Annotated in this window: 17 protein-coding genes; 4 read left to right on the forward strand and 13 right to left on the reverse strand. The window is 64.8% G+C overall.

Annotated elements, in window-relative coordinates; translation table 11 throughout:
- Nucleotides 1–10: 10 nt before the first annotated feature.
- The 12 genes from G9C89_RS16030 to sohB form a co-directional block, all read right to left on the reverse strand.
- Entirely contained in the window at nt 11–2209 is a 2199-nt protein-coding gene (locus G9C89_RS16030; protein ID WP_172149761.1) for a hybrid sensor histidine kinase/response regulator, read from the reverse strand.
- Nucleotides 2210–2216: 7 nt separating this feature from the next.
- The gene (locus tag G9C89_RS16035) at nt 2217–3854 is read right to left on the reverse strand and encodes a methyl-accepting chemotaxis protein (protein ID WP_218575939.1); all 1638 of its coding nucleotides are present in this window, start codon (nt 3852–3854) and stop codon (nt 2217–2219) included.
- Nucleotides 3855–3877: 23 nt separating this feature from the next.
- A complete protein-coding gene (locus tag G9C89_RS16040) occupies nt 3878–4486 on the reverse strand; it encodes a chemotaxis protein CheW (RefSeq protein WP_172149763.1) in 609 nt (202 codons plus the stop codon).
- The gene (locus G9C89_RS16045; RefSeq protein ID WP_172149765.1) at nt 4471–6024 is read right to left on the reverse strand and encodes a CheR family methyltransferase; all 1554 of its coding nucleotides are present in this window, start codon (nt 6022–6024) and stop codon (nt 4471–4473) included. The genes G9C89_RS16040 and G9C89_RS16045 overlap by 16 nt, the downstream gene beginning before the upstream one ends.
- Nucleotides 6011–6490, reverse strand: coding sequence for a chemotaxis protein CheW (locus G9C89_RS16050; RefSeq protein ID WP_172149767.1), 480 nt, complete (start codon nt 6488–6490; stop codon nt 6011–6013). Before G9C89_RS16050 ends, G9C89_RS16045 begins: the two co-directional genes overlap by 14 nt.
- Before the next feature lie 100 nt (nt 6491–6590).
- On the reverse strand, nt 6591–8057 hold the full coding sequence (locus G9C89_RS16055) for an efflux transporter outer membrane subunit (RefSeq protein WP_172149769.1): 1467 nt from the start codon (nt 8055–8057) through the stop codon (nt 6591–6593).
- A gap of 127 nt (nt 8058–8184) precedes the next feature.
- Nucleotides 8185–11292 carry an efflux RND transporter permease subunit gene (locus tag G9C89_RS16060; RefSeq protein ID WP_172149771.1) on the reverse strand — a complete coding sequence of 1036 codons (3108 nt, stop codon included), beginning with the start codon at nt 11290–11292 and terminating at the stop codon, nt 8185–8187.
- 115 nt (nt 11293–11407) lie between these two features.
- Entirely contained in the window at nt 11408–14500 is a 3093-nt protein-coding gene (locus G9C89_RS16065) for an MdtB/MuxB family multidrug efflux RND transporter permease subunit (protein ID WP_172149773.1), read from the reverse strand.
- Nucleotides 14497–15708 carry an MdtA/MuxA family multidrug efflux RND transporter periplasmic adaptor subunit gene (locus G9C89_RS16070; protein ID WP_172149775.1) on the reverse strand — a complete coding sequence of 404 codons (1212 nt, stop codon included), beginning with the start codon at nt 15706–15708 and terminating at the stop codon, nt 14497–14499. Before G9C89_RS16070 ends, G9C89_RS16065 begins: the two co-directional genes overlap by 4 nt.
- 157 nt (nt 15709–15865) lie before the next feature.
- Complete coding sequence (tpx, locus tag G9C89_RS16075; protein ID WP_172149777.1) at nt 15866–16366, reverse strand: thiol peroxidase; 501 nt, start codon at nt 16364–16366, stop codon at nt 15866–15868.
- Nucleotides 16367–16543: 177 nt separating this feature from the next.
- Nucleotides 16544–17536, reverse strand: coding sequence for a YhdH/YhfP family quinone oxidoreductase (locus G9C89_RS16080; RefSeq protein ID WP_172149779.1), 993 nt, complete (start codon nt 17534–17536; stop codon nt 16544–16546).
- Nucleotides 17537–17561: 25 nt separating this feature from the next.
- Complete coding sequence (gene sohB / locus G9C89_RS16085; protein WP_172149781.1) at nt 17562–18581, reverse strand: protease SohB; 1020 nt, start codon at nt 18579–18581, stop codon at nt 17562–17564.
- A gap of 211 nt (nt 18582–18792) precedes the next feature.
- On the opposite strand from sohB, the gene G9C89_RS16090 reads away from it, so the two are divergent.
- From G9C89_RS16090 to G9C89_RS16105, 4 genes are all read left to right on the forward strand, one after another.
- Nucleotides 18793–19503 (forward strand): histidine phosphatase family protein, encoded by a 711-nt coding sequence (locus tag G9C89_RS16090; RefSeq protein WP_172149878.1) that lies wholly within the window; start codon nt 18793–18795, stop codon nt 19501–19503.
- 56 nt (nt 19504–19559) lie between these two features.
- Entirely contained in the window at nt 19560–19874 is a 315-nt protein-coding gene (locus tag G9C89_RS16095) for an SCP2 sterol-binding domain-containing protein (RefSeq protein ID WP_090500715.1), read from the forward strand.
- 206 nt (nt 19875–20080) lie between these two features.
- Entirely contained in the window at nt 20081–21148 is a 1068-nt protein-coding gene (locus G9C89_RS16100; protein ID WP_172149783.1) for a phosphotransferase family protein, read from the forward strand.
- 36 nt (nt 21149–21184) lie between these two features.
- Entirely contained in the window at nt 21185–21952 is a 768-nt protein-coding gene (locus tag G9C89_RS16105; RefSeq protein ID WP_172149785.1) for an SDR family oxidoreductase, read from the forward strand.
- A 111-nt stretch (nt 21953–22063) separates the two neighbouring features.
- On the opposite strand, the gene G9C89_RS16110 is transcribed toward G9C89_RS16105, so the two are convergent.
- Nucleotides 22064–22711 carry a hypothetical protein gene (locus G9C89_RS16110; RefSeq protein ID WP_172149787.1) on the reverse strand — a complete coding sequence of 216 codons (648 nt, stop codon included), beginning with the start codon at nt 22709–22711 and terminating at the stop codon, nt 22064–22066.
- Nucleotides 22712–22729 lie beyond the last annotated feature (18 nt).

Consider the following 22729-nt stretch of genomic DNA (forward strand, 5'->3'; position numbering starts at 1 on the left):
GGGCCTTCACTCAGATCAATCGTCGAATGGCGTCGAGCAGGCTGTCCTGCTCGAAACCGCTTTTCACCAGGTAGGCGTTGGCGCCCGCCTGCAGGCCGCGGGCGCGGTCTTCGGCCGTATGCAGCGCCGTCACCAGCACCACCGGCAGTTGCGTCAGCTCGCGATCGGCGCGAATGCGGCTGGTCAGGCTGAAACCATCCATGCGCGGCATTTCCACATCGGACACCAGCAGATCGAAAGGTCCCTGTTTCAACGCATTCCAGGCTTCCAGACCGTCGCTCGCCGTGGCCACCTGATAGCCGGCACCTTCGAGAATGGCCTTGAGCAGGCCGCGCGAGGTGAACGAGTCTTCGGCGATCAGCAGCCGCTGGCTGCGTACGTCCGGTCCGTTCGCAGGCGCCTGGACCAGCGTACTGGCGGTTGTGGCCAGGGCGCTGCGGTAGAGGTCACCCGGATGCAGGATCGGCACCAGCTGGCCGTCGCCGAGCACGGTCGCGCCGAGCAGGTTACGCACTCGCAGCAACTGCCGACCGAGGTTCTTCACGGTGATTTCCTGATCGCCGAGCAGTTCCTCGACCAGCAGGACGAAACGTGTGCCGCGCACCTTGAGCAACAACAGGGTCAGATAGCCGTCGCCGCGCGCCTGGGAGGTGAGACCGAGCACATCGGCGAGCGCCCAGACGGGCAGTACCTCGCCCTCGAAGACCAGGGTCGGGCGGTTTTCCTGGTTCTTCACGGCATCGGCCGGCAGGCGCAGGCAGCGCTCCACCGCCAGCGCCGGTACGGCAAAGGTCCGCTCGGCATTGCGCACGATGACCGCGCGAAAGGTCGACAGGTTGAGCGGCAAATGCAGGTGGATACAGACGCCCTGACCGGGCGCGGACTCCAGCTCGATGCGCCCGCCGATGCGCTCGACCGATTCCTGCACGATGGCCATGCCCAAGCCACGCCCGGACAGGTCGGTGAGCAGTGCACTGGTCGACAGCCCCGAGGTGAAGACCAGCTTGCTGGCCTCCGCCGCGCTCAGGGCCTGGGCCTGTTCCTCGCTCAACATACCGGCGGCCACGGCCTTGGCCTTGAGTTGCGCCAGATCGAGGCCGCGGCCATCGTCCTGCACCCGCAGTTCGAAACGGTCCGCCGACTCCTGGATCAGCTCCAACTGGATCAGGCCGACCTCGGGCTTGCCGCAGGCTGCGCGCTGTCCCGGGGTCTCCAGGCCATGATCGACGGCATTGCGCAGCAGGTGGGTGAGCGGGCTGCGCAGTTCGTCGAGAATGCGCTTGTCGACTTGCAGGCTGGCGCCGCGCACCTGCAGCGTCACCCGTTTGCCGGCCTGGCTGGCCAGATCCTGGACCATCGCCGGCAGCCCTTCCACCAGGCTGCTGCCAGCCAGCAGCAGCACGCTCTGCAGCTCCTCGGCGAGGGACTCGGAGAGCTGGGCCAGGCTCTGCGCCAGATGCTTGCCAGCCTTTTCCAGGTGGATCGCCTCGAAGTGCAGACGATCCATCTGCGCCTGGCTCCAATCCAGATGATCGAGCAGCGCCTTGAGCGCATCCTGGCTCGCCGTGGGCAGCGCTTGGGCACTTTCGCGCAGTCGTTGCAGGGCTCCGCCGGCGAGCAGTCGGTGACCGCGCTGCGGTTCACAGGCTGCGCGATGTTCGCCGAGCAGACGCGCATGGGCGCGGGCCTCGAGTTTGTGCTGCAACAGGGCCTCGCTGTGGAACAGCAGGGCATCCAGACGCCCGGCCGAGACGCGCAGCGTACCGGGCTCGGCAGGCACCGCGGGGATGGCCGCCACGCGCTCGGGCAGACGGATCGCAGCACCCTGGGCGGCAGCCTCCAGGTCCTCGATCAGCTGTGCCTGCTCTTCAGCGTCCGCAGGTTGCCCTGCGTGCAGCTTCTGCACCACGCGCAGGGCATAGCGGCACAGCTCGACCCGCACCAGGGTCAGTTCCAGGGTGCCCGCCCGCACTGCGCCGAGCAGGCTCTCCCAGGCATGGCAGAGCTGCTCGATCGGCAGCAGGCCAACCGCCCGCGCGGCGCCTTTGAGGCTGTGCACCTCACGGAACAGCGATTCGATCGACTCGCGGCTGGCGCCCTCCTCGCGCCAGCTGGCCAGGCCGTCGGCAAGCACGCCGAGGCGCTCCTGCGCCTCCACGCGAAAACTGGCCAGCAGTTGTTGTTGCAATGCTTTGCGATCCAGACTCATGGCGCACTCACAGCTGAAAACGATCCGCCAGGCCCTTGAGCTTGAGGCCCAACTGGTGCAGGTTGCGCGCCGCCAGATCGACCTGGCGGGTGCCACCGACATTGTCCTGGCTGGCCTGGCGGATATTGGCCATGGCGCCGGCGACCTGGTCCATGCCGATCAGCTGTTGCTGGCTGGTGGCGGCGATCTGCAGGGCCATCTCGCTGGACGTCTCGATACTGCCGCTGAGGCTGCGGATCGCCTCGCCGCTGGCGTGCGCCCGCTGGTAGCCGGCTTCCACCGTCTTGCCGCCCTGCTCGGCCAGCAGCACCGCCCGGGTCATGGCTTTCTGGATCTCGCCGAGGATCCCGCGCACCTGCGCGGTGGCCTGCTTCGACTGCTCGGCCAGGGCCTTGACCTCCTGCGCCACCACCGAGAAGCCCTTGCCGGTTTCGCCGGCCTTGACCGCCTCGATCGAGGCGTTGACCCCGAGCAGGTTGGACTGCTCGGCCAGGTCGCCGACCGAGGCGACGATTTCGCCGATCGCCTGGCTCTGCTCGCCCAGGCGCATGATGCTCTCGGCCACCGCCTGCATCTGCTCGCGGATCTGCTGCATGCCGGCCAGCGCCTCCTCCACCGCCTGACGCCCGCCCTGGGCCACCTGGCGGGTGCGTTCGGTGCTTTCGGCGACCGCCTGCGATTTGCTGCCGGCGAGTACCGCAGTCTGTTTGACCTCCTCCACCGTGGTGGCGATCTCGCTGATCGCGGTGGCGGTTTCCTGGGTACTCGAGGCCACCTGGCTGGTGGCGGCGAGAATCTCCTCGCTGGAGCTGGCCAGCACCGCGATGCCCTCGTTCATCTCCTGCACCAGCTCACGCAGGTACTGGCTCATGGCGCCGAATGCCTGGGCCAGCCGGCCTACTTCGTCCTGCCGGGTGCTGGCAATGACCTCGCGCGGGATCTCGCCGCGGCCGATCCGCTCGGCCCAGCCGGTCAGGCGCGCCAGCGGCAGGGCGATATGCCGGCTGAGCAACCAGGCCAGCACGGCGCTGACGCCGACCAGCAGCAGGCTTAAATTGATAATGCGTTCGCGCAGGGCCGCGAGCGTCTGCCGCGACTGCGCCACGGCCTCAGCGATGCGTTGATCGGTCAGCTTGGCCAGTTGCAGGCCCAACTGGTGAATCTGCTCGAACCTGTCCAGCTGCACACCCGCGCTCAGTTGCTGCGCCTCCTCCTGTTGGCCACTGCGGATCAGCTGCAGTTGTTTGGCGCGGGTAAGCGCCGAGGCGCTACGCACGGCCAATAACTGCTCAAGAATGTCACTGGCCTGCGGGTCATCACTCACCGCCGTTTGCAGCTGTTTGATCAGCCGATCATTGTCCGCACTGCGCTGGCGAATGACCTCCTCCTGCGCCTCCAGCTCTTCCGGCGCTCCCGCTCTGATCGCCAATTGCAGTTCGCTGCGTTGGGCGGCGATATTGATGCGCAGTTCCTTGACCGCGGAAATGCGCTGGTAGTGACGCTGGAACTGCTTGTCCTCGCTGGCTTGCAGACTGACGAAACGCTCCAGGGTGGTGTACAAGAGGCCACCAAAGCCCAGAATCAGCAGGGCGAAGGCCAGGATCAGCTTGCTGCCTATGTTGAACCGCAGAACTTTGTTATCCATCACGCTTGTCCCTCTCCAGATTGCTAATCGTCGGCCAGCACACGCAAATTCGGGTCACCCAGCAGGCGCGCACCGTCGAGTACTGTGGATTGCTCGGAGGTTACCCCCAGCAGATAGTTCGCCCGCACCCCGGACAGGTTGGCCGGCCCGCCTTGCAGGGCCGTGCGGCGGATTTGCGCAACCCCCAGGACGCGGTCGATCAACAGGCCGAACTCCATTTCCGCGCTGTGCAGGATGAGCAGGAAGCTGCGCTCGGCAAGGCCGCCGATCGGCAGCTCGAACAGCACCCGCAGGTCCAGCACCGAGACGATGCGGCCGCGCACATTGACGATGCCCAGCACATAGGCCGGGGTGTTCGGCAAGGGCGTGTACTGGTTCAGTGGCAGCACCTGGGCGACGTGCTCGCTGCCGATGGCATACAACTCATTGCTGAGACTGAAGGTCAGCACCTCCAGTTGATCCTGCGGCGCTTCGGCCTGCTCCGCGCAGGCCCATTGCCGGGTGCGCTCGCGCAAGCGGGCAGCCCATTGTTCGGGGGCCATGGCGAAGCCATCGAGCAGACGTCGTTCGAACTCGGCCAGGCGTTCATGCACCTGCGACCAGCGCGCATCGTCGTTCATTGGTTCGGCCATGGGTGTTGTTCCTCCAGCAATTGCTCGCACAAGCGCAGCAGTTGGCCACAGCTCATGCCATCGCCTTGCGCTACCAGCGCTTTCTCGTCCTGTTCGCCGAGCAACTGGCGGCAGACCTGTAACGCCTTGTCGCTGGCTTGCCCACGGCCTTGCACCCGCAACAGGCGCGCCTGCAGGAAGTAGCCGAGGATGAAGCCGGGGTCGAGATAGAGGGTTTTCTGCAACGCCAGCAGGGCCGCCGCAATATCGCCACTCTGCTGTGCCAGCAAGGCCTGCAGCCAGTAACCCATGACCGAGCCGGGATCCAGCAGCAGCGCCCGCTGCAGCCAGTCCTGCGCCTCGTCGATGTGCTGCTGGTCGGCCCAACTGCGCGCCAGCAGCAGGCAGGCCTGGTGCTGTTGGGCATGGCTCAGGCCGGCACAGGCCAGATAGGCCAGCAGGGCTTCGCGGGCCGTGGCGTACTCGCCGGCATCCAGGGACCGTTGCGCCTGTTGCCAGAATCGCTCGGACGGAGCTCCGGCATCCGCACGCTTGACCAGCGGCCAGGCCATGTCGACGCCAACGACCGAGTCGGTCCGGCGTGGCCACGGGGCCTGGTCACCGGCAACGCTTGGCGTGGTGGCGGGCGAGATGTCTTGGCGCGCCGCGGCGGCGGCCGGCACGCTGGCGAGCCTGGGCGCGGCGCGCCCGGCGCTGCTGTTCAGGGCATAGTTGCAACCGGCCCAGAAACCATTGAATCCGGCCTGGGTGGCGATCCCGGCCTCGACCGCACTCAGCAGCAACAACCCGTCCCCATCCAGGCAGCCGAGCAGCCGGTGCAGCACACTGGCCGCACGGCTCGGCGAGAAATACATCAGCACGTTGCGACAGAGAATCAGGTCGGCGCCTTGCATCGGGCAGGCGTGCAGGCCATCGGCCAGGTTGTACTGGATGAACCGGATGCGCCCACGCCAGGCCGGCCGCACCCGCCACAGGCGGCCCTCGGCCGCGAAGTGCTGGCTGCGAAAGGCCTCCTCGTTGCGACGAAAGGCATTGGCGCCATACAGGCTCTGCTCCGCCCGCGCGAGAAAGGCCGCGTTGATGTCACTGGCAAGCAGTTCCAGCGTCCAGCTGTCGCGCTCCGCGCCGAGCAGCCGATCGAGCAGGAACAGCAGGCTGTAGGCCTCTTCGCCGGTGCAACAGCCGGCACTCCACAGGCGCAGGCGGCGCTGTCCGGCCTGGCGCCGGCGCGCCAGCAGCGGGCCCAGGTGGTTGACGGCCAGCCAGTCGAGCGCCTCGGCATCGCGACGGAAATAGGTCTCGCCGACGCTGAAGGCGGGGATCAGCGTCTGCACCAGGGCCGCATCCCAGTCGGCGAAGGCCAGGTGCTGCAGCCAGGGCTCGAGATCCGTGACCTGCAACTCCAGGGCCAGCAGCTGCAGACGCCGCAGCAAGTCGGCACCCCGCGGCCCGGAGAAATCCATCCCCAGGTGCTGGTGCACCTTGTGACTCAAGGCTGCCAACAGACCTGGCGAGCAGCGCGCTTCAGTCCGCTGCATCGGCCAATCTCCCGTCATCGGTCAACAGCGCAGCCAGCTGCACCTCATCGCCATCGCTGAGCAGCTGTTCGACGTCCTGGATCAGCAGCAGCCCTTCGCGGGTCCGCAGCACACCGCGCAGCAGGCTGGAGGGCACCCGCGGATCCGGTGCCGGGATGAAGTCCTCGGCCACAGCGCTACACACCGACTCCACCCGCGCCACCGGGAGCAGGAGCTCGCGCGTGCTGCTGCGCAGCCAGATGAAGGGTTGCCACAGGCTGAGCACAGGCGTGGCCCAGCCGAAACGCCTGGCCAGATCCACCACAGGGAGCAGCTTGCCGTGCACATTGACCAGCCCACAGACCGCTTCGGGCGCCCCGGGCAGGGGGGTGGCCTGCAGCGCTGGCAGCACACGCACCACTTGATCGAGGGTGACCGCTAAACGCTGATCGGCCAGCCAGAAGGGCAACATCACGAATCTGTCCATAGATGTGTCCCTGTTACCGTACGCTGGATATCCTCCTAGAACCCTAGTTCAGAAGCGGCCAACGTCCAGTGCCGGCGACGAGAGACTCGCGACAGCGCGGCTAGGGTTGTGCCATATCCGACGCAGGCGCCTGCCAGCCACCACCGAGGGCGGCAATCAACTGCACGCTGGCGGTCAGACGGCTGCCGAGCAGGGTCAGGTTGCTGCGTTCGTTGTTCAAGGCGGTGGCCTGCACGTTGACCACGCTGTTGAAGTCGACGGCGCCGGCGCGGTACTGGTTCTCGATCAGGCGCAGGGACTCGCGGGCGGCGGCCAGTGCCTGCTGCTGGAACACCGCCTCCTGTTCCAGCACGCGCAGCTGCACCAGGTAGTCTTCGACTTCGCGGAAGCTGTCCAGCACCGCCTGACGGTATTGCGCGACCGTCTGGTCATAGGCGGCTTCGCTGCGTTCCAGCTCGGCGCGGCGGGCGCCGCCGTCGAACAGGCTCAGCGCCAGCTCGGGACCGAGCGACCAGAAGCGGTTGGGCAGGCTGACCCAGTCGGCGAAGCTGCTGCCACGGTAGCCGCCGGTGGCCGAGAGGGTCAGATCCGGGTACCAGGCGGCCTCGGCCACGCCAATCTCGGCGTTGGCGGCGATTACCCGGCGTTCGGCGGCGGCCACGTCCGGGCGGCGTTCCAGCAGTTGCGAGGGCAGCGCCACGGGAATCTCAGGCAGGGCCGGCAATTGTTCACGGGCGGCGATGCTCAGCTCGCTCGGCGGCACCCCGATCAGCACGGCGATGGCGTGTTCCAGCTGGGCGCGCTGCCACTTCAGGTCAATGGCCTGGGCTTCGGTACTGCGCAGCTGGGTCAGTGCCTGGCTGACGTCGGATTTGGGCACAATGCCGGCGTTGTACTGGTTTTCGGTGAGGCGCAGCGAACGCGCGTAGGCAGCCACGGTGGCATCGAGCAGACGCTGCTGATCATCCAGCACGCGCAGTTGCAGGTAGGTCTGCACCAGTTCGGCCTGCAGGCTGAGCTTGAGCGCGGCCAGATCGGCGGCGCTGGCCTCGAAGCCGGCGCGGCTGGACTCCAGCGAGCGGCGCAGCTTGCCCCAGATATCCAGCTCCCAGGCGGCGTTCAGGCTCAGCTCGTAGCTCTTCGAGATGCTCGCCGCATTCGAGCCGCCGACGCTGAAACCGTCCGCGGTGCGCAGGGTGCTGTCGCCACCGCCCTGCCCGGCCCGGGTCACCCCGGCGCTGCTCGACAGGCTCGGATAGAAGGCCGCGCGCGCGCCACGTACCAGGGCGCGGGCCTGGCGGTACTGGGCCTCGCTGGCGGCGAGGTTCTGATTGGACAGGTTGAGGCGACCGACCAAGGTGTTCAACTCGTCATCGCCATACAGCTCCCACCAGGCGCCGCGCTCCAGCGCATCGCTGGGCACCGCGGCGGTCCAGCCTTCGATCTGCTTGAACTGCACCGCGGTGGCCAGGGGCGGACGCTGGTAGTCCGGGCCGATGGCGCAGGCGCCAAGGGTCAGGCTCAAGGCCAGCAAGGTGGGTAAACGGTAGGCAACTAGGGCTTTCATAAGGCTATGTACCAATCAGGTGATGCATAAGGCGTTTGGGCGATGCAGGGTCAGCACCCTACGATGTTGAACTGCCCCGCACTCAACGCCGACGGCTGGACACAACACCGTACTGGGAGATAAGTGTTCATAACGGAGTTTCCAGGGCAGCATCGGTACGCACGCCGCGCCAGCGGTTGACCCGGTGGCGCAGGCGATCGAAATACAGGTAGATCACCGGGGTGGTGTAGAGCGTCAGCAACTGGCTGAGGATCAGCCCGCCGACGATGGTGATGCCCAGCGGCTGACGCATTTCCGAGCCTTCGGCGCTGCCCAGCACCAGCGGCAGGGCGCCGAGGATCGCCGCCAGGGTGGTCATCATGATCGGCCGAAAACGCAGCAGACAGGCACGGCGGATCGACTCCTGCGGGCTCAGCTGCTCCTGACGCTCCAGCTGCAGGGCCAGGTCGATCATCAGGATGGCGTTCTTCTTGACAATGCCGATCAGCAGGAACAGGCCGAGCAGCGAGATCAGGCTGAATTCGATGCTCATCAGCTGCAGCGCGAGCAAGGCGCCGACTCCGGCCGAGGGCAAGGTGGAGAGGATGGTCAGCGGGTGGATATAGCTCTCGTAGAGCACGCCGAGGACGATATACACCACGCCCAGCGCCAGCAGGATCATCCAGGGCTGGTTCTGCTGGGTCTGCTGGAAGGCGCCACCGGTGCCGCCGAGCATGCCCTGCACCTCGGTCGGCAGGTTGAGGCGCGCCACCGTACGTTCGATGGCCACACTGGCCTGCTCCAGGCTGACGCCTTCGGCCAGGGCGAAGCCGATATTCTCCGCGGCGAACTGGCCCTGGTGGTGCACCCGATCCTCTTCCAGGCTGCGCTCCCAGCGGGCGAAGCTCGACAGCGGCACCCGGGCGCCCGCGGCGCTGATCAACTGGATCTGCTCCAGCGCTTCGGGATGCTGGGCGTATTGCGGGTTGATTTCCATCACCACGCTGTACTGGTTGAGGCTGGCGTAGATGGTCGACACCTGGCGCTGGCTGAAGGCGTTGTTGAGCACCCCGGTGATCATCGCCATGTCCACGCCCAGGCGCTTAGCCGCAGCGCGGTCGACCAGCAGGCGGATCTGCTGGGTGCCATCGGTTTCCTTGGCGTCGATATCGGTGAGTTCGGGCAAGGCGCGCAACGCTTCGCGCACAATCGGCAGCCACTGGCGCAGCTGATCCAGATCGCCGGACAGCAGCATGTATTCGTTCTCCGAGCTGCGCCCTTCACGCCCGCCGATCTGCAGGTCTTGGTCGGGCATGAGGAACATCCGCCCGCCGGGGACCTTGGGCACCATGCGGCGCAGGCGCTCGATCACCTGTTGCGAAGACAGCTTGCGCTCGCTCACCGGTTTCAGCCGCACGATCATGAAGGCGTTGTTGATCCCGCCCGAGCCACCAATGAAACCGGCCACGCTGTCCACCGCCGGATCGGCCAGCAGCGCGCGGCGGAAGATTTCCATCTTCGGCTGCATGACCTGGAACGACAGGCCGTCGTCGCCGCGGATCATGCCGATCAGCTGGCCGGTGTCCTGCTGCGGCAGGAAGGTTTTGGGCACGCTGACGAACAGGAATACATTCAGGGCGATGGTCGCCAGCAGGCTGAACAGCATCAGCAAGGCATGCCGCAACGCCCAATCCAGGCTGCGCTGGTAAACGCCCAGTACCCGCGCTTGCACGCGCGCCCCGATGCGCTGCAGGGCATTGGCCGGCTGCGCCAGGTTCTCGGGTTTGAGCCAGCGCGCGCAGAGCATCGGCGTCAGGGTCAGCGAGACCAGCAGGGAGATGACGATGGCCACTGCCAGGGTGATGGCGAACTCATGGAACAGGCGCTCGACGATGCCGCCCATGAACAGGATCGAGACGAACACCGCGACCAGCGACAGGTTCATCGCCAGCAGGGTGAAGCCCACCTCGCGCGCGCCCTTGAATGCGGCGGCCATGGGCGTGTCGCCGGCCTCGATATGCCGGGTGATGTTTTCCAGCACCACGATGGCGTCGTCCACCACCAGGCCGGTGGCGATGATCAGTGCCATCAGCGACAGGTTGTTCAGCGAAAAACCGAGCAGGTGCATCACCGCGAAGGTGCCGACCAGCGACACCAGCACCGCCAGCGCCGGGATCAACGCCGCGCGCCAGCGGCCGAGGAAGGCGAACACCACCAGAATCACCAGGGCCACGGCAATCAACAGGGTGCGCTCGGCCTCGTGCAAGGTGGCGCGGATCACCGGCGAGCGATCCATCGCCACTGCCACCTCGACGCTGGCCGGAATCACCGCGCGCAACGCCGGCAACTGCTGGCGAATGCTGGCGATGGTTTCGATGATATTGGCCCCGCTCTGGCGATTGACCACCAGCAGCACGGCCTGTTGGTCATTGTAGAAGCCGCTGTTGTAGCGATCCTCCACCCCATCGCTGACCGTCGCCACATCGCCCAGGCGTACGGCGGCGCCATCCTGATAGCGAATGATCAGCGGCAGGTAATCGGCGGCCTTGTCCAACTGGTCGCTGGCCTGTACCTGCCAGTGCCGGTCGCCCTGCTCCACCGCACCTTTCGGCCGCTTGGCGTTGGCCGCGGTGATCGCCTGGCGCACCTCGTCCAGGGCGATGCCGTACTGGTCGAGCAGGCGTGGCTCCAGGGCCACGCGCACCGCCGGCAGCGAGCTGCCGCCGATCGTCACTTCACCGACGCCGCTCACCTGGGCGAGCTTCTGCGCCAGGATGGTCGAAGCCACGTCATACAGCTGGCCCTTGTCGAGCACCTCGCTGGTCAGCGACAGCACCATGATCGGCGCCTGCGACGGGTTGACCTTGCGATAGGTCGGCATCGCGCGCATGCCGCTGGGCAACAGCTCGCGCGCGGCATTGATCGCCGCCTGCACCTCACGGGCGGCGGCGTTGATGTCCTTGTCCAGCTCGAACTGCAGCATGATCCGCGTGTTGCCCTGGCTGCTGCGGCTGTTCATCTGGCTGATCCCGGCGATGGTGCCGAGCGAGCGCTCCAGCGGCGTGGCCACGCTCGCCGCCATGATCTGCGGGCTGGCGCCAGGCAGGCTGGCCTGCACCGTGATGGTCGGGAAATCCATCTGCGGCAGCGGCGCCACCGGCAACAGGCCGAAGCTGACGCCGCCGAGCAACAAGATCGCCAGGCTCAGCAGCAGGGTCGCCACCGGCCGGCGGATAAAGGGCGAAGACAGGTTCACGCCACAGCCCCTGTAGGAGCCAGCTTGCTGGCGATCCGAGACAACACTGCCGCATCGCCGGGACGCCGATCGCCGGGACGCCGGACCGCAGCAAGCTGGCTCCTACAAAAAACACTCATACCAACACCCCCGCCGCACTGCGTCCGGTCAGGCGCCGCGACAGGCGGTCGAAGTACAGGTAGATCACCGGGGTGGTGAACAGCGTCAGCAGCTGGCTGAGCAGCAGCCCGCCGACCATCACCAGACCCAGCGGCTGACGCAGCTCGGCGCCGGAACCGGAGGCCAGCATCAGCGGGATGGCGCCGAACAGCGCGGCCAGGGTGGTCATCAGGATCGGCCGGAAACGCAACAGCGCCGCCTGATAGATCGCCGCCTCAGGCTGCATGCCCTGGTTGCGCTCGGCATCGAGGGCGAAGTCGATCATCATGATCGCGTTCTTCTTGACGATGCCGATCAACAGAATGATGCCGATGATCGCGATCAGACCCAGGTCGTTGCCGGTCAAGAGCAACGCCAGCAGCGCGCCGACCCCGGCCGAAGGCAAGGTCGAGAGGATGGTGATCGGGTGAATGTAGCTCTCGTAGAGCACGCCGAGGACGATGTACATGGTGACGATCGCCGCCAGGATCAGCAGCAGGGTGCTCGACAGGGACGCGCGGAAGGCCTCGGCCGCGCCCTGGAACTGGGTCTGCACCCCGCCCGGCAAGCCGATGTCCTGCTGCACCCGTTCGATCACCGCCACCGCCTCGCCGAGGGACACCCCTGCGGCCAGGTTGAACGACAGGGTCGCCGCCGGGAACTGGCCGATGTGGTTGATCAGCAGGCTGGCGGCGCGCTCGTCGATGCTCGCCAGCGACGACAAGGGGATTTGCCCGCCTGCGGCTGTCGCCACATGGATCTGGCGCAGCGCGGCCGGGCCGATACTGCCGGCATTTTCGCTTTCCAGCACCACCCGGTACTGGCTGGCCTGGGTATAGATGGTGGATATCTGCCGCTGGCCAAAGGCATCGTAGAGGGCATCGTCGATATCGGCGATGCTCACGCCGAGGCGCCCGGCGCTGTCCCGGTCGATCTCAAGGAACACCTGCAGGCCACGACTTTGCAGGTCGCTGGCGACATCGCTGAGTTGTGGCTGCTGGCGCAGCGCGGCGACCAGTTTGGGCACCCATTGTTCCAGCAGCGCCTGCTCCGGCGACTCCAGGCTGAACTGGAACTGGGTACGACTGACCCGATCCTCGATGGTCAGGTCCTGCACCGGCTGCAGGTACAGTTCGATGCCGCTGAGCTTGGCCAATTGCGGTCGCAGGCGCTCGATCACCTGGCTGGCGGTTACATCGCGCTCGGCATGCGGCTTGAGATTGATCAGCAGGCGCCCGCTGTTGAGGGTCGGGTTGTCGCCATCCACGCCGATGTAGGACGACAGGCTGACCACCGCCGGGTCCTGCAGGATCACCTCGGCCAGGCGCTGCTGGCGCTCGCTCATGGCGCCGAAGGAAATCGACTGCGGCGCCTCGGAAATCCCCTGGATCACCCCGGTGTCCTGCACCGGGAAAAAGCCCTTGGGCACGGCCAGGTAGAGCAGCACGGTCAGGGCCAGGGTGGCGATGGCGACCAGCAGGGTCAGCGGCTGACGCTTGAGCACCCACTGCAGCCAGATGCCATAGCGCGCGATCATGCCGTCGATCAACACACCACTGACCTTGTAGAAACGCCCCTGCTGCGCCTGCGGCTCATGCTTGAGCAGGCGCGCGCACATCATTGGCGTCAGCGTCAGCGAAACCACCAGGGAAATCAGGATCGCCACCGCCAGGGTGATGGCGAACTCGCGGAACAGCCGGCCCACCACATCGGCCATGAACAGCAGCGGAATCAGCACCGCAATCAGCGAGATGGTCAGCGAGATCAGGGTGAAGCCGATCTGCCTGGCGCCCTTGAGCGCCGCATTCAGCGGGGTTTCGCCGGCTTCCAGGTGGCGGGCGATGTTTTCCAGCATGACGATGGCGTCGTCGACCACGAAGCCGGTGGCGATGGTCAGGGCCATCAGGGTCAGATTGTTGATGGTGAAGCCGGCCAGGTACATCACGCCGAAAGTGCCAATCAGCGACAGCGGCACGACGATCGACGGAATGATCGTCGCCGACAGTTTGCGCAGGAACAGGAAGGTCACCAGCACCACCAGCAGCACCGCCAGCAGCAACTCGTGCTGCACATCCGTCACCGCGGCGCGAATGGTCTGGGTGCGGTCGGTCAGCACGCTGACCTCGACATTGGCCGGCAAGCCTTCGCTGAGGCTGGGCAGCAAGGCCTGGATGCGCTCGACCACCTCGATCACATTGGCGCCGGGCTGGCGCTGGACATTGACCAGCACCGCTTCGTTGCGGTTGGCCCAGGCCGCCAGGCGATTGTTTTCCGCGCCATCGATGATCTCGGCGACATCCTTCAGGCGCAGCGCCGCGCCGTCCTGGTAACTCAAGATCAGCTCGCGGTATTCGTCCGGCGACTTCAGCTGGTCGTTGGCATCCAGTTGCGAGACCCGGGTCGGGCCGTCGAAGTTGCCCTTCGGCTGGTTGACGTTGCTCGCGGTGATCAGGCTGCGCACATCGGAGAGGTTCAGGCCATAGGCGGCCAGGGCCTGCGGATTGACCCGGATACGCACCGCCGGGCGCTGGCCGCCGGCCAGGGTGACCAGGCCGACGCCGCTGGTTTGCGCCAGTTTCTGCGCCAGGCGGGTATCGACCAGGTCGAAGACCTGCGGCAACGGCAGGCTGTCCGAACGTATCGCCAGGGTCAGCACCGGGGTGTCCGCCGGGTTGACCTTGTTGTACACCGGCGGCGCCGGCAGGTCGTCGGGCAGCAGGTTGCTGGCGCCGTTGATCGCGGCCTGCACTTCCTGCTCGGCGACATCCAGGTGCACGTCCAGATTGAAGCGCAGGGTGATCACCGAGGCGCCGCCCGAGCTGGTCGAGGACATCTGCTTCAAGCCCGCCATCTGGCCGAGCTGGCGCTCCAGCGGCGCGGTCACCGCACTGGTCATCACATCCGGGCTGGCGCCGGGATAGAGGGTCATCACGCGAATGGTCGGGTAATCCACCTCGGGCAGCGCCGACACCGGCAGCAGGCGATAGGCGATCAGGCCGCTGAGGAAGATCGCCAGCATGATCAGGGTGGTGGCGACCGGGCGCAGGATGAACAGGCGGGAGGCGTTCATGCGTCTGCCGGTGTGCGCGCGGTGCTTTGTTTGGCGGTCGGTGCCTGGCCTTCGCCGACCACCTCGACGGTGCTGCCGTCACGCAGGCGGTCGGTGCCCTCCAGCACCAGGCGCTCGCCGACAGCGACGCCCGCCTCGATCAGGGTCATCTGGCCATTGCTCGGCCCGACCACGATCGGGCGCACCTGCACCTTGTCGTGCTCATCGATCACATAGACGAAGGTACCGCGCGTACCGAACTGCAGGGCCGCCGCGGGAATCAGCAGGGCCCGCTCGCGGGTTTCCACCAGCAGGCGGACGTTGACGAACTGATTGGGGAACAGCAGCTCTTCGGCATTCTCGAAGCGCGCCTTGAGCTTGACCGTACCGGTGGCGGTATCGATCAGGTTGTCCAGGCTCTCGAGGCGCCCTTCGGCCAGTTTGAGTTTCTCGTTGCGGTCCCAGGCTTCGACGCGCAAGGTCTGCCCCGCCCGGAACTGGCGCAGCACCGCCGGCAACTCGGCCTCGGGCAAGGTGAACATCAGGGAAATTGGCAGGGTCTGGGTAATCACCACCAGCGGCAGAGCATCGCTGGAATTGACCAGGTTGCCGAGATCCACCTGACGCAGGCCGAGCCGTCCGCTGATCGGCGCGCGCACCTGGGTGAAGTCCAGATTCAGGCGCGCCTCGGCCACTGCCGCCTGATTGCTCTTGAGGGTGCCGCGGTACTGATTGACCAGGGCCTGCTGGGTGTCGAGGGTCTGCTTGGCGATCGAGTCTTCGTCGTACAGGCCTCGGTAACGCGCCAGGTCCGACTCGGCATTGCGCAACTGCGCCTGATTTTCCTGCTCCGCCCCCAGGGCCTGTTGCAGGGCCACTTCATAAGGCCGCGGATCGATCACCGCGAGCAGATCGCCGGCCTTGACCCGCTGGCCGTCCTCGAACAGCAGCTTGACCAGCTCGCCTGTCACCCGGCCGCGCACATTGACCGTGTTGTAGGCGGTCACGGTGCCCAGGGCCTTCAGCTCGACCGGGAAACTGCCTTGCGTGACAGTCACCACCCGCACCGGTACCGGACCGCCGTCGCGCCAGCGACCGTCGGCCTGGCTCTGCGGTTTGGCAGGCCAGAACCACCAGATCAGCACGAGCAGCAACGCCAACAGAATCAGGCCGATCAGCCATTGGCGCGACTGCTTCGAGGTACGGGGTATTGCAGTTGTTTCAGGCATGGCAGGGTCACTTCCTTTGAATGCCTGAACGATAAGCAGTGTCAGCCATGAAGCAAAGCCTCTTTACCGGCTATTTACCTCCGGCTGACGTGGCTAAGCCCCTGAGCCACAAATGAAAACGGCCTCCAAGGGAGGCCGTCGGCTGTGTTGCCAGGTGTTACTTGAGCACCGCCAGGGCCGCCTCGTAGTTAGGCTCGCTGCCGATCTCGGCGACCAGCTCGCTGTGCAGGACCTTGTCGTTCTCGTCCAGCACCACCACGGCGCGGGCGGCGACGCCGGCCAACGGGCCGTCGGCGATGGCTACGCCGTAGTTCTTGAGAAAGTCGGAACCGCGCATGGTCGACAGGTTGACCACGTTCTCCAGGCCTTCGGCACCGCAGAAGCGCGCCTGGGCGAACGGCAGGTCGGCGGAAATGCACAGCACCACGGTGTTAGCCAGCTTGCTGGCACTGGCGTTGAAGGTGCGCACCGAAGTGGCGCAGGTCGGGGTGTCGATGCTGGGGAAAATATTCAGCACTTTGCGCTTGCCGGCCAGGCTGGCCAGGCTGACATCGGCCAGACCGGCGCCAACCAGGGTGAAGGCCGGAGCCTGCTGACCGACCTGTGGCAGCTGGCCATCGACTTGTACCGGGGTGCCACGCAGGGTTACTTGAGTCATTGGGGTGTCCTCTTTTGTCGGGGAATGCAAACGAAAGCAGAGTTAAGCATGCCTCCTATGAAAAAACTCCGAAACAGGGTTTTTTCCTTGCGCCATCGGCTGCTGAATGGGCCTCGTGCCTGTTGGCTTGTGGGGACAGACACCCCACATGCAACAGTTCACGTGGACAGCGCCTTATCAGTCCACCCGCACCAGTACCCGGCCAACCAGCTTGCCGGCGAGTATCTGGCCGATGGCTGCGGGCAATTGCTGCAGACTGACTTCGGTGACCAGGCGCTCGAGGTCGTCGAGCTTCCATTGTAGCGAGAGCTTGTCCCACATGGAGGCTTTGACCACCAGCGGCAGTTCGACCGAGTCGACCCCCAACAGGTTGACTCCGCGCAGGATGAACGGCAGCACGCTGCCCTTGAATGCCACCCCGGCAGTCAACCCGCAGCAAGCGGCACTGCCACCGTAGCGCAGCGACTTGACCACATTGAACAGAATATCGCCGCCGACGGTGTCCACCGCGCCCGCCCATTGCTCCTTGAGCAGCGGGCGCTCCGCGCCTTCCTGCAGCTCGTTGCGCGGGACTATCTGCCGGGCGCCCAGGCCCTTGAGGAACTCGCCCTGTTCGGCCTTGCCGGTGGACGCCGCCACGCTGTAGCCAAGCTGGTTGAGCAAGGCCACGGCCACACTGCCCACGCCTCCGGTCGCCCCCGTCACCAGAACCGGCCCGGCAGCCGGGAGCACACCGGCTTGCTCCAGCTTGTCGACGCACAGCGCCGCGGTCAGGCCCGCAGTACCCAGTACCATGGCCTCGCGCAGGGACAAGCCTTGCGGCCGTTTCAGCGCCCAGGCCGACGGAATCCGAATGTACTGGGCAAAGCCGCCCGCAGTATTCATGCCCAGGTCATAGCCGGTCACGATCACCTCATCGCCCACGCTGAATTCGGCGACGCTCGACTGCTCGACCACGCCCGCGGCATCGATGCCCGGGGTATGCGGAAACTGTTTGGTCACGCCACGGTTGCCACTGGCGGACAGGGCATCCTTGTAGTTCAACGACGAGTAGCTGACCCGAATCAACAGTTCGCCGGCCGGCAGTTCGCCGATAGTGCGCTGGACAATCACTTGCTCGAACTCGCCGGTCGCGCTTTCGCGGGCCTGCAGTGCTGTGAACGTGGTCATCTTCATCCCCCAGGGTAAAAGTGGATTACCAGAAACGCTGCTGATTGAGGTGGCTTAGCCAGTTCATGGTGAAACGGTCCAAGGCGACGCTGGCCGCCAGACCGACTCGTTCCTGCAGACTTTTCTTCTCGGCGTAGTGCAGGTGAAACAGCTCGGCCTCCTTGGCCCGCTCGGCCAGGTATTCGTCGCTGGTCTTGAGTTCATCGACCAGTTGTTTTTCCAGCGCGGCCAGGCCCAGCCAGACTTCGCCGGTGGCGATGTCGTCGATGTCCAGTTGCGGCCGATAGCGGGCGACGAAGTTCTTGAACAGCTCATGGATGACTTCCAGGTCTTCCTGGAACTTCTCCCGGCCCTTCTCGGTATTCTCGCCAAAGACGGTCAGGGTGCGCTTGTACTCGCCAGCGGTAAGCACCTCGAAGTCGATGTCGTGCTTTTTAAGCAGGCGGTGCACGTTGGGCAACTGGGCAACCACGCCGATCGAACCGAGCATGGCAAAGGGCGCGGAAATGATCTTCTCGCCGATACAGGCCATCATGTAGCCGCCACTGGCCGCGACTTTATCGATGCAGATGGTCAGCGGGATGCCCGCCTGGCGAATACGCACCAGCTGCGAGCTGGCCAGGCCATAGCTGTGCACCATGCCGCCGCCGCTTTCCAGGCGCAGCACCACTTCATCCTGAGGGGTGGCCAGACTCAGCAAGGCGGTGATTTCATGGCGCAAGCTGTCAGTCGCCGAGGCCTTGATATCGCCATCGAAGTCCAGCACGAATACCCGCGGTTTGTGCCCCCCGGCTTTCTTCGCCGCCTTGGCCGCCTTGACCTCTTCCTTGTGCGCCGCCTTGAGTTGATCCTTGTCCAGCACGGCATGCTCGAGACGATGGCGCAGCTGCTTGTAGAAGTCGTTGAGCTTGTCCACCTGCAACTGTCCGACCACACGCCGGCCCTTGCTGCGGGCCGCAACGGCTGCCAGCAGAATCACCAGGATAGCCACAACCAGCGTTACCGTTTTGGCCAGAAAGGCCGCATATTCTGCGAAAAACTCCACGCATTTCCCCTCATTATCCATTCCAGCGCCAGTGTCGCTCGGCGCTCGTTTCAACCAAGCATACCGACGCCACCGGCTGGCGGCCAGTTGCCTGGCATACCGGCATGAATGACGGCCCATAAATTCAAACAAGCGTATGTTTTTTCGTTGACAGGCCTGCGTGATCCCCATACGCTCGGCGAACTTTCAGCGGACCGGGACAATGGCGAACGTGGGCAGCATTTACCTGATCAGACATGGCCAAGCCTCATTCGGCGCCGATGACTACGATGTGTTATCACCCATCGGTATTCGCCAGGCTGAAGTGTTGGGCGCGCACCTGGCTGATCTCGGTATTCGCATCGATCGCAGCCTGAGTGGCGCTTTACGCCGCCAACAACACACCGCCAACGCGGCGATGAGCCAGTTGCGCAGCAGCGGTCAGACAATACCCGATCTGCAGGTGGATGCCGCCTTCAACGAGTTCGATGCCGACGCGGTGATCCGCAGCCTGCTTCCCGACCTGCTCGACGAAGAACCCGAAGCCCTGCATGTGTTACGCAACGGGGCGCAGAACCGCGCCGAGTTCCAACGCCTGTTCTCATTGCTGATCGGCCGCTGGATTTCCGGCGAGCACGACCAGTCCGACCTGCAAAGCTGGCAGGCATTCGTCGAACAGGTCCAGGGTGGGCTGACCCGCCTGCTGCAACAGGCCGATAGCAAACAGAACATCGCAGTCTTCACCTCCGGCGGCACCATCACCGCACTGCTGCAGTTGATCACCGGCGTGCCGGCCGCCAAGGCCTTCGAACTGAATTGGCAAATCGTCAACACCTCACTGAGCTGCCTGAAATTTCGCGGCAGTCAAGTGAGCCTGGCTTCCTTCAACAGCCATGTGCATTTACAGCTGCTGAAGGAGCCGGAACTCATCACCTACCGCTGAGTTCCGGCCTACCGCGCCCATAAGGGCACGAGTAAACCCTGAAAACAAAGGAAGACATCATGAGCGTTGCAGACATCATCAATACCATGCAGTCCAAGTTCAACGCCTCTGCCGCTGCGGGCCTGGACCTGGTGTTCCAGTTCAACATCGAAGACGGTGAGAACCACTACCTGGTAATCAAGGACGGCACCTGCGACGTCCAGCAAGGCGATGCCGACAACGCCAATGTGACCCTGATCATGGACAGCGAAACCCTCAAGGGCATCACCAGCGGCGAGACCGATGGCATGCAAGCCTTCATGGGCGGCAAACTGCGCGCCGAAGGCGACATGATGCTGGCCATGAAGCTGGGCGAACTGTTCCCGGTCTAAGCTTGACTGCAGCAGCCTGAGCGAAAAAACCGGAGTCCCGTACTCCGGTTTTTTTTCGCCTGCAGACTTGCCTGCAGCTCGATCAGGCTGCTTGATTAAGCGGCAACACGATCGCCTATAACGGCGTGTATTACTTGTTACGGCCAGGGTGCAGCATTAGATTAACCAATAATCTAGGGCACCCATTATAAGTAGAAGGGATAAGCATGGCGCTTACTGACCAGTCCACTCGCATCCGCGAGGGTGAAGAGCTCGACGCTGCGATCATCGATCCGTACCTCAAGGCGCACATTGCCGGCCTGACTGGCGAGCCACGGATCAGCCAGTTCCCCGGCGGTGCATCGAACCTCACCTACCTGATCGAATACCCCGAGAAGGAATTCGTCCTGCGGCGTCCGCCATTTGGCCACAAGGCCAAATCCGCTCACGACATGGGTCGCGAGTACCGCATTCTCAACCAGCTCTACGAGGCCTTCCCCTACTGCCCGAAAGCCTATGTGCACTGCACGGACGAAGCGGTGATCGGCGCCGAATTCTATGTAATGGAGCGGGTCAACGGCATCATCCTGCGCTCCGATATGCCGGCCGAGTTGAACCTCGATGCCGACAAGACCCGCCAGCTGTGCAAGAGCTTCATCGACAAGATGGTCGAGCTGCACAACGTCGACTACGCCGCCTGCGGTCTCGGCGACCTGGGCAAACCGGAAGGCTATGTAGAGCGCCAGATCGGTGGCTGGGGCGCGCGCTACGAGAAGGCCCTGACCCCTGACGCGCCACTGTGGGAGCCGGTCAAGGCCTGGCTGAAAGACAAGATGCCGGCCGACCACCCCAAGCCGGCCATCGTGCACAACGACTACCGCTTCGACAACGTGATCCTCGACCCGAGCAACCCGATGCAGATCATTGGCGTGCTGGACTGGGAGCTGACCACCATCGGCGATCCGCTGATGGATCTGGGCAACACCCTTGCCTACTGGATCGAGGCCGACGATCCGGCGCCGGTGCAAATGATGCGCCGTCAGCCAAGCAATGCACCGGGCATGCTGACCCGTCAGGAGTTCGCCGACTACTATGCCGAACGCGCCGGCAAAGAGATCAAGAGCATCGACTTCTACTACACCTACGGCCTGTTCCGCCTGGCCGGCATCGTGCAGCAGATCTACTACCGCTACTACCACGGCCAGACCCAGGACAAACGCTTCGCCCAGTTCGTTCAAATGAACAAGCTGCTGGAGCAGATGAGCCTGCAGGTCATCGCCAAGTCGCAGTTGTAATCGGCCGAACAGGCCTTCAACAGAAAGGAAACGTCCATGTCCAAAACCACACTGTTCGACCTCGACGGCAAGATCGCCTTCGTCTCCGGCGCCAGCCGCGGTATCGGCGAGGCCATCGCCAAACTGCTGGCCCAGCAAGGCGCCCATGTGATCGTCTCGAGCCGCAAAATCGACGGTTGCCAGGGCGTCGCCGACGCCATCATCGCCGACGGCGGCAAGGCCACCGCGATTGCCTGCCATATCGGCGAAATGGAGCAGATCAGCAACGTGTTCGCGCAAATCCGCGAGCAGTTCGGCCGCCTGGACATCCTGGTCAACAACGCCGCCACCAACCCGCAGTTCGGCAACGTGCTGGAAACCGACCTGTCGGCCTTCCAGAAGACCGTCGACGTCAACATCCGCGGCTACTACTTCATGTCCATCGAAGGCGGCAAGCTGATGAAGGAAAACGGCGGCGGCAGCATCGTCAACGTCGCCTCGATCAACGGTGTATCCCCGGGCGAAATGCAGGGCATCTATTCGGTGACCAAGGCCGCCGTGATCAGCATGACCAAGGTCTTCGCCAAGGAATGCGCGCAGTTCGGCATCCGCTGCAACGCCCTGCTGCCGGGCCTGACCGACACCAAGTTCGCCTCGGCCCTGACCAAGAACGACGCCATCCTCAACTTGGCCCTGCAACGCATTCCACTCAAGCGCGTGGCCGACCCGAGCGAGATGGCCGGTGCCGTGCTGTACCTGGCCAGCGACGCCTCCAGCTACACCACCGGCGTGTCACTGAACGTCGACGGCGGCTTCCTGTCCTGATAAAGATCGGCGCCACGCAAAAAGGGACCTTCGGGTCCCTTTTTGTTTGCGTTCACCCACTATCAACCGGGGGAACTCAAGCGGATCTCCGCCTGCCCAACGCACCGCACTCTACTGCCAATCCTGCAGCGCCTGTTTGGCCGCCTGGTTCATCGGCTGCGCCAGCAGGCCGGTCGGCGTCAGGCTGATGCTGTATACCGCCTGATCGGCAATTGGCAGATAGGAGACCCGGCGCGCTTGGGCATCGAACAGGAACAAGTCGTGCTGGCCCAGGCGCAGCCAGCGCCACAGGTCGATTCCGTAGGGGCTCTGGGCCAGCTCGACCTGGGCCTGCTGGGCCTTCGCCTGTTGCTCGATGGCGAGGAAACGCCCGGATAGTTTTTCCAGGCGGTAGCCGGGCTCCAGTCCGATCAGTGCAGCGAGCCCCTTCCATTGCAGGAAGCGTACATCCAGCTGCCACAAGTCCCCCTCCAGCAGCACACTGCGCTCGCTCCCGCTCTCCAGCAGATTGACCCGATAACGTGGGCCGTCAGCCTCGAAGCCCAAGGTCAGCAGCGGCTTGTCCTCCGGCAACGGGGCATAGCTATACAGGTCGTAGGCCACCAGGCCGATGAAACCGGCCAGGGCCACGAAAGCCAGGCCACAGGTGCCGCGCAACCAGCCGAGGAACCAGTGGCTATTGAACAGGATTCGCGCGGCAATCAACATCGCCAGCAATGCCAGCAGCGCCGTCGCCCATGCCAGACCGTCGTATTGCATCGAGTCAGTTCCTTGCCC

The sequence above is a fragment of the Pseudomonas tumuqii genome (assembly GCF_013184545.1).
Taxonomy (GTDB): Bacteria; Pseudomonadota; Gammaproteobacteria; order Pseudomonadales; family Pseudomonadaceae; genus Aquipseudomonas; species Aquipseudomonas tumuqii.